Genomic DNA, 13,068 nt, shown 5'->3' with positions numbered 1-13,068 from the left:
GAGGACTCCTGTGAAGTGAGGAACGGGATCAGCGGACGGAGCGGACGCGCATCACGACGAGCCCGCCGAGGACGGTGAAGGCGGCGGCGATGATGTACAGGAGCGTGTAGTTCTTCTCGTCATCCCCTGCGGCCCCGATCGCCAGGAAGAGCGGCGCGACGAAGGGAGCGACGGCCTGCGGGATCGAGACGGCGAAGCCGATGATCCCCATGAACCGGCCGGCGGCGGTCGCCTTCTCGGGGAGCACGTCGAGGATCAGCGCCTGGTCGACCGCGGCGAACATGCCGATCCCGACCGAGGTGATGAGCGATCCGGCGATGAGGACCGGAACGTCCGACGCGAGAGCCATCACGACGGCGCCGATCGCGAAGAGGACCGCGCCACCGAGGACGAAGGTGCGTCGGCGCCGGAGGCGGTCCGAGAGGAACCCGCCGCCGATGGCGCCGAGCATGGTGGCGAGGATGCCGAACAGTCCCAGCGTCGCGATGATCGGCGCGACCTCGGTCACGTCGACGCCGAGCCGCGAGGCGAAGAAGAACGCCGTGAAAGTGGTGTTGAGCGTGAGGCCGAAGTAGAAGAGGAAGCGCCCGAGCCACACCCACGAGAAGTCGGGGTGGCTGCGCGGGTCGTAAAGGTACTTGCTGAACAGGGTGCCCAGCGAGAGTCGCTCGTCGAACCGCACGCCGCGGGTGTCCGCCTCTCTCGTGAAGAGCACGAAGAGCGTCACGAAGACGACGCCGACCACTCCGGGGAGCAGGAAGAGCAGGAGCGGGTCGCTCGCGACGCTGCCCGCGATCACGACTCCGAAGACGGGGGCGACCTGGGTCGCAAAGCCGGTCAGACCGGCGACCTTTCCGCGCTGCGTCTCGGATAGCTTGTCGGCCATCGACGTCTGCAGGTTCTGCAGCACCTGGCCCCAGCCGACCTGAGCGAGGATCCAGCCGAGGCCGAGCAGGAGCACGGTGGGCGCCGTGGCCATGACGAGCAGCGAGACGACGCCGACGAGCATGCCGACGATCATGATCGGGCGGCGGCGCCCGATCCTCGTCCGCATGCGATCGCTCAGCACGCCGAAGAGCGGAGCCGTCAGCATCACCACGAGCGCTCCCGAGCCGGTGATGTACCCGAGGTACTCCTCGCGGCCGGGGGCGAGCGTCGACAGGCGGATCGAGAGCGAGATCGCCAGAGGGGTGATGAAGGCGACGAAGACGCCGAACTGGCCGAGCACCTGGAACCAGATGTAAGAGGTGCTGGCCTTCCCCTCGACCGGAGCCTCGGTGCGCAGCACCTCGTCCGAGGCCGCCGGAACCGGAGGGATCGGCTGCGGGGCCGGGGGCGGGGCGGCGGGAAGATCGCCGGGATGTGTGGCCATGAAGGACTCCATTGTCGAGAGATGCCGCGAAGGTAGAACTAGCGCGAGCTAGCTGACGAGAGAGTAGCTGAACGCAGCTAGCGCGCGCAAGCAACGCACGAACACTCACTGGACGAGGGCTAGCACGCACAAGCGATACTCTCGTCAGCGAGACGGAGGCGGAGCGCAGTATGACGAGCACGGCACCCTCACGGCGCGTGACCGCGGTCGACATCGCCCGCGAGGTCGGCGTCTCGCGCGCCACCGTCGGCTTCGTGCTGAACGAGACCGCCGGGCAGACGATCTCGGAGGCGACCCGCGCGAAGGTCCTCGAGGCCGCCCGGCGTCTGGGCTATCGCCCCCACCTCGCCGCCCAGGCTCTCGCGAGCGGACGCAGCAGGATCGTCCTCCTGGTCCTCCCCGACTGGCCGATGGAGTACAGCATGCGCCGGCACGTCGACGAGGCGTCAACCGCGCTCGACGAGGCCGGCTACTCCCTTGTCACGATGACCCCCCACGCGGGCGGACGCGCACGTCCGCTCTGGGAGACGCTGCAGCCGGACGTCGTGATGGGCATGACACCGTTCTCCCGGGAGCGCTACGACGAGATCCGCGCCGCCGGTGTCCCCGCCGTCATCCCTTCCCCCGACGACACGCCCCGGAACGAGGACCTCTCGTTCAGCGACGGACCTCGGCTCCAGGTCGAGCACCTGGTCGCCCAGGGGCACCGACGCCTCGTCTTCGCGTCCTCCCCCGACCCGCGTCTCGTCGACCTGGTGTCCTCGCGGTACGCGGTGGCCGCTCGAGCCGCCCGCGAGCACGACCTCGACCTCCTCGACCAAGCAGAGGTGGAGTCCACCCGGGTCGCCGAGCTCGTGGCGGCGTGGCATCGAGCGGGAGTGACGGGCGTCATCGCGTACAACGACGACATTGCGGCTCTGGTCGCCGGTGCGGCGATCAGGAGCGGGTTCACCCTTCCCGACAACCTCGCCGTCATCGGACACGACGACTCCCCCCTCGCGCAGATGTTCGTTCCCTCGCTGACGTCGGTCCACGTCGACGACGCGGGCCTGGGCCGGTACTTCGCGGAACTCGCCCTCAGCGCGGCGGCCGGAACACCTCCGCCTTCCCGCAGGTCGGGGCCGCAGATCTCGCTCGTGCTCCGGGAATCGGCGTAGCCGCGTTCCGGCCTCGTGAAGGAGCCCGACCCCTCGCATTCCAGCGCACGGATTCGGCGGAAGCGCTCGGGCGAAGCGGGCGACGACGCTCCGATGGGATCCGACTCGTTTCCGTACTGCGGTCTTCTACACGGACCGAGCTTGATTGCCGTCACTCGCTGCGCGCGAAGCAGATGGCCTGCGACACGCGGAACACGGTCGCGGCCGAAGGGGTCCTCAGTCCATCGAATCAAGCCGCTGCGCCAGCCACGCGCCGTTCCGTCCGGCCCTCGACGTGCGGATCAGACCGATACGTCGAGTCCCCAATATCTGCCGTGCAACGTGACGACGATGCGGGAGTCGGGGAGCCAGGTCGCTCGCTCGAATCCGCCGCTGTCCCTCAGCACTACTGAGAACCCAGCCGCCACGGCTCGTGCTCTCACCGCCACAAAATCGAGGACCGCGACCTGGTGGTTCTCTGTCCGCACCGCCAATCGCTTCTCACCGAGTTGCACGGGTACCCCCTTGGGGAGCGCCCAGCTGAGCAGGACCCCTTCGCCCTCGAGCCGGAGGTCCCAGTGGAGCGTTCGAGCGTGATGCTCGATGAGGATGAAGCGGAAATCGCTGATGGCGGCCCCCGTCGTGTCGACCGCCGCAGCTGCGTTCAGCTAGCTCGGGAGAGTGAGTGTAACGCTTCCGTCCGCAACGGATGCGAATCAGTCCCACCGGTTGGGCTCCCGAGCCCAGACGGGTCGCGGCGCCAGTGACCTCGTGCGCCCGAGGCTTCCGGCTATCCGCCTGTTCTCACCAAGGCGAACGAGGAGCGACGCGCTTTCGCGACGCCGTCCCTGCTCAGGGAACAACGAGGCCAGAGGAACCGGTAACGACCGTTTCCGGGACGCTAGAGGCAGAGGCGGCAGGTGAACCGGACACGCCGTTCGCTTGCGTCCCGAAACCAGATCGTGCCAGAACGCTTTCACACCCGTTTTCGGGATACGCTGGCCACGGCGGGAAGGGATCATGTTGAGCAGCATCGTGGGCTACGCCCGTGTCTCCCGCCGCGACCAGAACCCGGCAGCTCAGGAAGCTGAACTCCACGCCGCAGGTGCGGTCCGGGTCTTCGTCGATCACGGGGAGTCGAGCCGGATTGCTGATCGGCCGCAGTGGCTCGCGTGCCTTGACTTCCTGCGCGAAGGAGACACTCTGCTCCTTCGCCGTCTCGATCGACTCGGCGGAACCGAGCGGATCGTGATCGAGACGATCAACGACCTCGAACGCCGGGGCGTGAACATACGGAGCCTCACCGAGCCGCTGATCGACACGACGACGCCGATGGGACGGGCACTGTTCGGGATCGTTGCCGTCTTCGCGCAACTGCGAGTGGACACGATCCGACAGAACACTCGGCTCGGTCTAGATCATGCACGCTCCCAGGGCCGCGTCGGTGGCCGCCCGTCGGTGATGACCTCCGCTCGTCTTCGCGAAGCGCGACGGATGCGCGAGGCCGGCCGCAGCTACGCCCAGATCGCCGAGGTCCTCGGAGTCGGCAAGTCCTCCGTCGCCCGCGCGCTCGGCAAGGAGACGCCGCAGACGACCGCGCCCGAGCGGCGGGTCTTCTTCCGCGACGTCAAGCCGTACGAGGTCCCCAGCACACTGGATGAGCTGACCGGCCCATCGACAGGGCTCCTCGAACTGCCCCACCACATCTACTGGGGACCTGACCCGACCGTCGATCTCGACACAACGGGCGGCGTGACGAAGGCCTACCAGGCGCTACTCAACGAGGGCACCGCGACGGACCAGACTGCACTGCTGAATCGCGAGATCCTCCTCGCCGTCTGGCCCGTTCTGACTCTCCCCGACCGAGTTCGGCTCCTGTGGGAAGACCGATTCCCCGAGCTCCTCGGCGAAAGCCGGGAGCGCAGCATGCTTCCGATCGGGGCCGGACCGGTGAGCGGCGCCGAGTGAGCTTCTCCTCGCTCGGCGCGCGGGCGCTAGAAGCCGATTCTGCGACAGCGTCGACCGCGTCCCCCCACATCGGTGAAGATCGAACCTGACATGGGCAGCCGGAACGAAGACCTTCAGCGCGAGATCACCCGCGTGGCGCTCGACGCACTCGAGGGCACCGCCTTCGCTCTCGCCGGCTCCGGCGCCATCAGAGAGCACGGCGTCATCGACCGACTGACCGAGGACGTCGACCTGTTCACCTCGAACACCGGATGCCCCGTCCGGCGCCGCATCATGCCTTTGTCCTCCATGCGGCGAGCCAGGTCGGCCATCGTGGAGCGACCGACGGCGATCCTTTCAGCCGGGGTGATCTGGTCTGCGCCCGGCGCGTCCCAGACCGCGGACAGTAGCGCGAACTGCGGCCCGGTGATCTCCGGCCCCACTGACTCGCGCCACAGGACTGCGTAAGCGGACTGCAGCCGTCGCACCGGGTATCCCGGCATGCTGTCGACACTTGAACTCGTCACAGCCTCAAGCCTGCCCTGTCGCCATCGGCTCCGTGCCACTGATCTCGGACGCGCCCTGCTCGACTTCTCTCGCTCGCTATCGGCGTCAATGCGCCGCCACTCACGCTTCGGGAACATGAGCCGGCGCCAGGTCTCTACGCGGTGTGGGTATGGGTCAGTGGGCGGGCGCGCCGAGTTGAGGGCGCTCGAGGACGTGTTCTCGGCGCGGAGCGGCTCGTCGCTGACGTAGGTGCTTGTGCTACGCGCTGCGGCGGGAGATGAGCGAGTGCTCCACGATGATCTCGCTCGGGTGCACCGGTGGGCCGTTCCGGATCCGCTGGGCGAGGAGGTCGATGGCCGTCTTGGCGATCTGGCGGCTGCCGGGATCGATCGTGGTGAGGGCGGGTATCGCGTAGGCGGCGGCGGTGACGTTGTCGAAGCCGACGACGGCGATGTCCTCCGGCACGCGGATGCCGCGGACGTGCAGTGCGTGCAGCGCTCCGAAGGCAAGTGTGTCGTTGAAGCAGAAGACGGCGTCCAGAGGGACGCGGGAGTCGAGCAGCTGGGTCATCGCGACGGCGCCGTCGGCCTGGTGCCACTCGGTGGCGACCGCGACGAGGGCGGGGTTGAACGGGATCGCGTTCGCCTCCAGGGCACCGCGGTACCCGTCCAGGCGGAGTGCTGCGGCGCTGACGGATCCGCCGGCCGGGTTGCTGCCGATCGCGGCGATGTGTCGATATTGGCGGTCGATCAGGTACTGCGTGGCGGTGGCCGCGGCAGCGGTATTCGCCATGGTCACGTGATCGACCGGGCCGTCGAAGATCCTGTCGCCCAGGAGAACGAGTGGTCGGTCGCCGACGAGTACTTTCTCGTCTCCGGGGCCGAGGGCGTGGGGCTGGAAGATCAGTCCGTCGGACAGCTGACGGCTGGAGCCGGAGAGGACGGCGATCTCGGCGTCCCGTCGCGCTCCAGTCTGCTGGATGATCACGGTCCAGCCGTGCCGCTCGGCCTCCGACATGATGACCGTCGCGAGCTGGCCGAAGTACTCGATCGCGAGGTCCGGGATCGCGAGGGTGATGAGCCCGGTCTGGCCGGTCCGCAGTCCGCGCGCGGAGACATTGAGCTGGTATCCGAGGTCGCGGACCGCCTTGAGGACGAGATCGCGTGTCTCAGGCCTGACGTTGGCGTTGCCGCTGAGCACATTGGAGACCGTGCGCGCGGTGACGCCGGCGGCAGCGCCGACATCGGCCATGGTCACCGGGCGCGTGCGCGATCGCGGCATCGGCATCACCCCTCCCATGAGCGTTCCCCGATCATCCCAGATCGACAGTCGGCGAGAGGCGCACGGTCACCCAAGCGATGGCGGGGATCCAGAGTGAGAAGACGCCGTCGGACAGCGCAACGGAAAGGGCCCGCGGAATGACCGTATCGGGGAGCTCCGCCGAGTTCGCCGCAAACGGGTCCTCGTGTCGGAGGATCAGCGCCTCCGTGACGGTGAGGGCGGGGAACGCGGTGAGGTCGATCGTGGTCTCCGTGACGCCGTCGGTCGCGCGGTTGACGATCATCAGGTCGAGGGAACCGTCGGCATGCGCCGCTGCGGCGAAAGCGAGGACGGGAACGGAGTCCTCGCCCTCTCCCGCGCCGTCCGCCTCGACGACGGTCCGGAGCGCGGTGGCGCCGGCGGAGCGCCGAGCCTGGGCGAACGGCCAAAAAGTGCTCTGCCGCCAGGCGGGGCCGTCCGGCTCGGTCATGATCGGACCGATGACGTTCACCAGCTGAGCCATGCTCGCCGCACGGACGATGTCGGCTCTGTTGATCATGCTGATGAGCATGTCGCCCACGACGACGGCGTCCGCTGCGGTGTAGCGGTCCTCGAGGAGCCGGGGCGCCTCCTCCCATTCGAGCCCCCTGGCGACGCGCTCGTCGTGTGCGACGAAGTCCCACACGTTCCACTCGTCGAAGGAGATGGCGATCGGACGCTCTGATCGCGTCTGTGCCCGCACCTGTCCGATCGTGTCGGCGATGGCGGTGATGAAGCGGTCCATCGCGACGCCGGAGGCGAGGAACGCGGGAAGATCGCCGTCGTAGCGGAAGTACTGGTGGCACGACACGAAGTCGACGTGCTCGATCGTGTGCAGCAGCACCTCCTGCTCCCAGGCTCCGAAGGTGGCCATCCGATCGTTCGAGCTGCCGCAGACGATCAGTTCGAGGTCGGGGTCGAGCGCGCGCATGGCGGCGGCGGTGCGGGCCGCGAGACGCCCGTATTCCCCGGCGCTCAGGTGGCCGATCTGCCACGGCCCGTCCATCTCGTTGCCGATGCACCACAGCCGGATGCCGTGCGCCTCGTCGGCGCCGTTCGCGCGCCGCTCGTCCGAGAGAGTGGTGCCGCCGGGGTGGTTCGCGTACTCCAGCAGGTGCAGGGCCGAGCGGATTCCGTCGGTCCCGAGGTTCAGCGCCATCATCGGCTCGACGCCCGCCGCCCGGCACCAGCGGACGAACTCGTCGATCCCAAAGCGGTTCGGCTCGACGGTGTGCCAGGCCGGATCGAGCCGGACGGGACGGTCCTCAACCGGACCGATGCCGTCGCGCCAGTCGTAGGCCGAGACGAAGTTGCCACCCGGGTAGCGGACCGTCGTGACCCCGAGCTCCTCGACGAGCGCGAGGACATCGGTGCGGAATCCGTTGGCGTCGGCACTCTCGTGCGAAGGGTCGAGCAGGCCGCCGTACACGCCTCGGCCCAGGTGCTCCACGAACGATCCGAAGAGGCGCGGATCGATCGTCCCGACCGTAAAGGCGGGGTGCACGACGCCGTGCGCTCGGTGGACGGGGTGCGAGGTCATGGCCATTCCGTTTCATCGATGAACTGGTGCGGACAGTATGCACGCCTCGGCCACCTCACCGCGATCCAACCCGGCTTGTCTTGAATGTTGACGGGGTTGACCCGGCGGCTCTACTATCACCGACAGCGGTCCTCGATTTCATCGATGAAATGCCTGCACCAGGTGGCCGAGTCAATGAAGACAGTGAAAGCGAGGCACGTCGTGAGGCGTCACAGCACCCGGATCAGCATCGTGGCAGCGGTCACAGCCGCCACTGCGGCCCTTCTCCTCAGCGGCTGCACGCCGTCATCCGCAGGAGGCGCCTCGGCGGGGAACGGCGGCGACACCCTGACCGTCTGGCACTACTACTCCGTCGACGGCCAGACCGCCGGCCTCGAGGAGCTCGCGTCGGACTTCGAGTCCACGCACGAGGGGGTCGCGGTCGAGAACGTCTACGTGCCGTTCGACCAGCTGACGAACAAGCTCGTGCAGGCCGCGGGGACGGGCACCGGACCCGACGTGGTCGTGTACAACGCTGCCGACACATTCACTCTCACCGAGGCGAAGGCGATCGAGCCGATGAACGAGTGGTGGGACCAGTACGCCGACGCAGGGCAGTTCCCTGACGCCGTCGTGCAGAAAGTCGGCGACGACGTCATGGGCGTGCAGGGCTTCGTGAACCTGATCGGCCTCTGGTACAACCAGGACATCCTCACCGAGCTGGGCATCGAGGCTCCCACCACCTTCGAGGAGCTCGAAGCGGATCTCGAGCTGGCTAAGGCCGCCGGGAAGGATGGCATCACGCTGACCGGCAAGGCGAACTCCGAGGGTGAGTGGCAGGCGTTCCCGTGGCTCTCGCGTGCCGGCTGGGACTACGCCGCACCCGAGCAGCAGCCTCTGCAGGACGCGTTCGCAATGGTGCAGGACTGGACCGCCAAGGGCTACCTGACCAAGGAGGCGGCGACGTGGGACCAAACGGTGCCCTTCCAGCAGTTCGCCGCGGGGAACACGGCCTTCGCCGTCAACGGCAACTGGCAGATCACCTCGGCCGAGAAGGACGCCGCTTTTGAGTACGGGGTCGTACCGATCCCCGTCGGTGACGGCGGCTCGGTCTACCTCGGCGGTGAGGTGCAGAACGTCGGCGCCTTCTCCGAGAACAAGGAGCTCGCACAGGAGTACCTCGAGCAGGAGTTCTTCTCGAAGCAGGGGCAGCTGACGCTGCTCGACGCGTTCGGTTCGATTCCCGCCCGCGCCGACGCGGCTGCGGATGACAAGGTCGGCAGCGACCCGATTCTGTCGCAGTTCGCGGCGATCCTTCAGGACGACGGGCACACCTCGCCTGACCCGGCAATCCCGTCCGAGAACGTCGCGAAGGTCCTCCAGACCGTCGGAGAGTCCTGGAGCGCGGCGGTTGCAGGCAACGGGACGCCCGAGCAGCTTTCGAGCGATCTGATGACGACGCTGACGCCGCTGCTCCAGCAGTAGCCGACCCCGACAAGACGAATGGAGCGACCGTGAGCAGCACCTCGACCACGACCCGGAGACGATCCGGCGTCGGCGGCGGCCGACTGGGCTTCGCCGCCCCGGGAGGAGTGCTGCTCGCGGCGCTGTCGCTCTACCCCATCTACCTGCTGATGAGGATGAGCGTCAGCGAGGTCAGCTCCGGAACCCTCAACGGCGACTGGCCCTTCGTCGGCGCCCAGAACTTCCTCGCGCTACTCCAAGGCTCGGACCTCGGGGGTGCCACTCTGCGCACTGGTGCGTTCGTGCTCCTGGTCACGGCCGTTGGGGTGGTCGGCGGACTCGGAGCGGCGATCGCTTTGCGCTCCTCGCGGCTGGGCAGCGCCTTCCTTCTGGGAATGATGGTGTTCATCTGGGCCATGCCTCCGGTGGTGAACGGCAGCATATGGAAGTTCCTTCTTGCGGACCAAGGCCTGGTCAACACGCTAGTCCGAGCGACAGGGCTGACGGCCGAGGGTGTCCCGTTCCTCTACGACTCGAGGTTCGCGCTACTTTCGGTCGCGATCGTGAACGCGTGGGCAGTTATTCCGTTCAACGCGCTCGTGTTCCGTTCGGCCCTACTGGGTATCGATCCTGAGATCCTCGAAGCGGCCTCCGTCGATGGAGCGAGCCGCTGGCAAGAAATCCGCAGCATTCTCATCCCGGCTGCGCGGCCGACCGCCGTGATCCTGGCCATCCTCACCGTGGTCTACGCGTTCCGCAGCTTCGACTTCATCTACGTGATGACCGCCGGCGGCCCGGGGGACGCGACGTCGACGCTGCCCTACCTCAGCTACTCCCAGGCTTTCGTCCAGCACGACTACGGACTGGGTTCCGCGACGGGCATCATCGCCCTCGTCATCGTGGCGGTCCTCGCCGTCGTCTACGTCCGATCCACCCGGAGCGAGTCCTGATGAGCACCCTCACAGCCCCCCTTCTAACCCGCCTGCGCGGCGGAGCCGCGACCCGCGTCGCGCGCCCGTCCCGGACCCGGGAACCGGTCGCCTTCGCCGTCCGCGTGGTGCTCTACGTCCTGTATGGGCTGCCCCTGATCTGGATCGTGCTCACCTCCCTCAAGCGCCAAGGCGATGTGGTCGGCGGGGCGATCTTCTCCGCTCCGTCCTTCGACGCCTACGCCGAGGCCCTCGCCAACCCCGCCCTGACGACCGCACTCGCCCAGTCGGCGCAGATCGCCCTCGGAACCACCGCACTCGTGCTCGCGCTCGGCGTCCCCTTCGCGTACGCGCTGCGCCGCGTCGACGGCGCTGTCGCCGGCCTCGTCCTCGGACTGCTGATCTTCCTGCAGATGGTTCCGCAGACCGCGAACATCATCCCCCTGTTCGCGATCTTCAGCAGGCTCGGTCTACTGGACACCACCGCCGGCCTCGTCCTCGCGAACACGGCGATGCTGCTGCCGTGGGCCGTGCTGCTGCTGCGACCGTTCTTCGCTGCCGTTCCCGATGCCATTGAGGAGGCCGCCTCCATCGACGGCGCCGGACGCCTGCGCACCTTCTTCTCCGTTGTCATCCCGATCGTGCGCAACGGGATGGCGACGGTCGGCTCGCTGATTTTCCTCGTCGCGTGGGGTGAGTTCCTGTACGCGATCAACCTCTTCGTCTCGCCGGTCAACTATCCGATCAGCGCTCTCATCGCACAGCAGACGTCCGGGTACGGGATCGACTGGCCCGGACTGATGTCCCTCGCTGTCATCTCCTCGCTGCCGCTGCTGGTCGTCTACGTGCTGTCGTTCCGGCTGCTGCGCGAGGGCCTCGCCGTTGGCAGCGTCAAATGAGGACTCTTCCTTTCTCTTCTCCTGCTCCGCTCTCGAAGGACCTCGTCATGCCCTCCTCCCGCGCCCTGCCCGTCGACCCGATCGCCGGCACCCTGACACCCCTCGCCGTCGATCAAGTTCGACTGGAGCCGGAGGGGTTCTGGGGGCGCCGGGTCGCCGTCAACGCGACCGCCACCTTCGAGCACAACCTTGGCTGGCTCGAGCGCGCGGGCTGGCTGCACAACTTCGATCTCGCCGTCGAGGGCGGGCTGCACGAAGGGCGCCGAGGCCGGGAGTTCTCAGACTCCGAGGTCTACAAGACCCTCGAGGGGCTCTGCTGGCACACCGCCGGCCGAGACGATCCCGAGACGGAGACGATTATCCGCGCTCTCACCGCCCGCATCGTGAGCGCTCAGGAGGCTGATGGCTACCTCGGCACCCGCTTCGGCCGCCACGGCCAGGCCGAGCGCTATAGCGACCTCGAGTGGGGCCACGAGCTCTACAACGCCGGACACCTCCTCCAGGCCGCAGTCGCACGACTGCGCACCCACGGGGAGGATGAGTTCACTGAGGCTGCCCGACGTCTTGCCGACCACATCTGCTTGGAGTTCGGGGCGAACGGGCGCCAGGCCGTCTGCGGACACCCGGAGATCGAGGTCGGTCTCACCGAGTTCGCCCGCGCCACGCGGGAGGAGCGCTACCTCGAGCAGGCCGGCCTGTTCCTGGACCGACGCGGCCACCAGAGTCTCGAGGACATCGAGTTCGGGCGCGCCTACTTCCAGGACGACGTCCCGATCCGCGAGGCCGAGGTCCTGCGCGGACACGCGGTGCGCGCCTTGTACCTCACGTCCGCCGTCGTCGACGTCGCCGTGGACACGGGCGATGCCGAGCTGCTCGCGATCGTCGAGCGGCAGTGGGAGGCCACCATCGCACGCCGCACCTACATCACCGGTGGGATGGGCTCGCACCACCAGGACGAGGCGTTCGGCGCCGACTTCGAGCTGCCCAACGACCGCGCCTACTGCGAGACCTGCGCCGGTGTCGGCTCGATCATGCTCTCGTGGCGCCTGCTCCTCGCCACCGGTCGCCCGCGCTACGCGGACCTGATCGAGCGCACTCTGCACAACATCATCGCCACCGCGGTGTCCGAGGACGGTCAGTTCTTCTTCTACGCGAACACCCTCCACCGGCGCGAGCCCGGAGTCGCATCCTCCCCGGACGAGCAGTCCAGACGTGCCGACTCCAGCCAGCGCGCCGCCTGGTTCGACGTCGCCTGCTGCCCCAACAACCTTGCCCGCACCTTCGCCTCCCTCTCCGGCTACCTCGCCACCTCCGACGCGACAGGTGTACAGCTACACCAGTACGCCTCCGCGACGATCTCCGTATCCCTACTCCAAGGGGACGTCTCCCTCGAAGTCGCCAGTGAACTGCCGCAGCAGGGGAGGGTCGTCGTCACTATCACCAGCACTCCCGCCGCGCCGTGGGCTCTGACGCTGCGCATCCCGACCTGGGCGACCTCCGCGAAGGTCGTCATCACCTCCACAGACGGGAGCGCTACGGAAGCGCCGACCGGACCTTTGCGTGGCACGCTCCGCGTCGAGCGGATGTTTCGCGTCGGCGACCGCATCGAACTCGACCTCCCCTTCGAACCTGTCCTGGTGCAGCCCGACGAGCGGATCGACGCGACCCGCGGCACCATCGCGGTGCAGTACGGCCCAGATGTCTTCTGCCTCGAATCCGTCGACCTCCCGGACGGTACCCATGTTGACGATGCCCGCGTCGTTGCCTCCGCAGCGCCGACGGTGAAGGAGGGTCGGGTCGTTCTGGAGGGAAAGCTCGTCCACTTCGAGGACGTCCAGTGGCCTTTCTCGACCGTTCCGGTGGAATCCCGGAGCGAGGCCTTCGAACTCACCCTGAGTCCGTATCACGCATGGGGGAGCCGCGGGCCTGCATCGATGCGGGTCTGGCTTCCCCTCGACATCCCCAGCCAGTCCTGACCAACCCTCGTTCCTCGACC

11 protein-coding genes are annotated in these 13,068 nt (G+C 67.8%); 6 read left to right on the top strand and 5 right to left on the bottom strand.

The genetic code is table 11. The features are described from left to right. Positions 1-28: 28 nt before the first annotated feature. Complete coding sequence (locus ASF48_RS09035) at positions 29-1,372, bottom strand: MFS transporter (RefSeq protein ID WP_082481167.1); 1,344 nt, start codon at positions 1,370-1,372, stop codon at positions 29-31. Between the two features lie 197 nt (positions 1,373-1,569). Between ASF48_RS09035 and ASF48_RS09030 the strand changes: the two genes are divergently transcribed. Continuing rightward, positions 1,570-2,529 (top strand): LacI family DNA-binding transcriptional regulator, encoded by a 960-nt coding sequence (locus tag ASF48_RS09030; RefSeq protein WP_055791440.1) that lies wholly within the window; start codon positions 1,570-1,572, stop codon positions 2,527-2,529. A gap of 281 nt (positions 2,530-2,810) precedes the next feature. On the opposite strand, the gene ASF48_RS18995 is transcribed toward ASF48_RS09030, so the two are convergent. Next, entirely contained in the window at positions 2,811-3,113 is a 303-nt protein-coding gene (locus tag ASF48_RS18995; protein ID WP_268788510.1) for a DNA polymerase ligase N-terminal domain-containing protein, read from the bottom strand. Between the two features lie 415 nt (positions 3,114-3,528). Here ASF48_RS18995 and ASF48_RS19910 point away from each other — a divergent pair, with 415 nt between their 5' ends. After that, on the top strand, positions 3,529-4,476 hold the full coding sequence (locus tag ASF48_RS19910; protein ID WP_235577220.1) for a recombinase family protein: 948 nt from the start codon (positions 3,529-3,531) through the stop codon (positions 4,474-4,476). A 113-nt stretch (positions 4,477-4,589) separates the two neighbouring features. On the opposite strand, the gene ASF48_RS20115 is transcribed toward ASF48_RS19910, so the two are convergent. From ASF48_RS20115 to arfA, 3 genes are all read right to left on the bottom strand, one after another. Then, positions 4,590-4,958: a MarR family transcriptional regulator gene (locus ASF48_RS20115; RefSeq protein ID WP_200931002.1), complete on the bottom strand. Its 369-nt coding sequence runs from the start codon at positions 4,956-4,958 to the stop codon at positions 4,590-4,592. Positions 4,959-5,220: 262 nt separating this feature from the next. Further along, positions 5,221-6,243 carry a LacI family DNA-binding transcriptional regulator gene (locus ASF48_RS09015; protein WP_055791436.1) on the bottom strand — a complete coding sequence of 341 codons (1,023 nt, stop codon included), beginning with the start codon at positions 6,241-6,243 and terminating at the stop codon, positions 5,221-5,223. A gap of 31 nt (positions 6,244-6,274) precedes the next feature. Continuing rightward, positions 6,275-7,801, bottom strand: a complete 1,527-nt coding sequence (gene arfA / locus ASF48_RS09010) for an arabinosylfuranosidase ArfA (RefSeq protein WP_055791433.1) — start codon at positions 7,799-7,801, stop codon at positions 6,275-6,277. Positions 7,802-8,032: 231 nt separating this feature from the next. On the opposite strand from arfA, the gene ASF48_RS09005 reads away from it, so the two are divergent. From ASF48_RS09005 to ASF48_RS08990, 4 genes are read left to right on the top strand one after another with little or no spacing between them, the layout of a single operon-like run. Next, positions 8,033-9,265, top strand: coding sequence for a sugar ABC transporter substrate-binding protein (locus ASF48_RS09005; protein ID WP_055790008.1), 1,233 nt, complete (start codon positions 8,033-8,035; stop codon positions 9,263-9,265). 29 nt (positions 9,266-9,294) lie between these two features. Further along, entirely contained in the window at positions 9,295-10,194 is a 900-nt protein-coding gene (locus ASF48_RS09000; protein WP_157603120.1) for a carbohydrate ABC transporter permease, read from the top strand. After that, complete coding sequence (locus ASF48_RS08995) at positions 10,194-11,072, top strand: carbohydrate ABC transporter permease (protein WP_055790002.1); 879 nt, start codon at positions 10,194-10,196, stop codon at positions 11,070-11,072. The genes ASF48_RS09000 and ASF48_RS08995 overlap by 1 nt, the downstream gene beginning before the upstream one ends. Positions 11,073-11,119: 47 nt before the next feature. Then, on the top strand, positions 11,120-13,048 hold the full coding sequence (locus ASF48_RS08990) for a glycoside hydrolase family 127 protein (RefSeq protein ID WP_055789999.1): 1,929 nt from the start codon (positions 11,120-11,122) through the stop codon (positions 13,046-13,048). The last annotated feature ends 20 nt before the right edge of the window (positions 13,049-13,068 follow it).

The sequence above is a fragment of the Rathayibacter sp. Leaf299 genome (assembly GCF_001423055.1).
GTDB lineage: Bacteria > Actinomycetota > Actinomycetes > Actinomycetales > Microbacteriaceae > Rathayibacter > Rathayibacter caricis.
Note: the sequence above shows the minus strand (reverse complement) of the source record. Positions and strands in the feature narration are given on the sequence as shown.

Excerpts from the sequence above, each read along its gene's own strand:
- ASF48_RS09035 (WP_082481167.1), bottom strand. The coding sequence starts at position 1,372 with ATGGCCACACATCCCGGCGATCTTCCCGCCGCCCCGCCCCCGGCCCCG.
- ASF48_RS19910 (WP_235577220.1), top strand. The coding sequence starts at position 3,529 with ATGTTGAGCAGCATCGTGGGCTACGCCCGTGTCTCCCGCCGCGACCAG.
- ASF48_RS20115 (WP_200931002.1), bottom strand. The coding sequence starts at position 4,958 with ATGCCGGGATACCCGGTGCGACGGCTGCAGTCCGCTTACGCAGTCCTG.
- ASF48_RS09015 (WP_055791436.1), bottom strand. The coding sequence starts at position 6,243 with ATGCCGCGATCGCGCACGCGCCCGGTGACCATGGCCGATGTCGGCGCT.
- arfA (WP_055791433.1), bottom strand. The coding sequence starts at position 7,801 with ATGACCTCGCACCCCGTCCACCGAGCGCACGGCGTCGTGCACCCCGCC.
- ASF48_RS08995 (WP_055790002.1), top strand. The coding sequence starts at position 10,194 with ATGAGCACCCTCACAGCCCCCCTTCTAACCCGCCTGCGCGGCGGAGCC.
- ASF48_RS08990 (WP_055789999.1), top strand. The coding sequence starts at position 11,120 with ATGCCCTCCTCCCGCGCCCTGCCCGTCGACCCGATCGCCGGCACCCTG.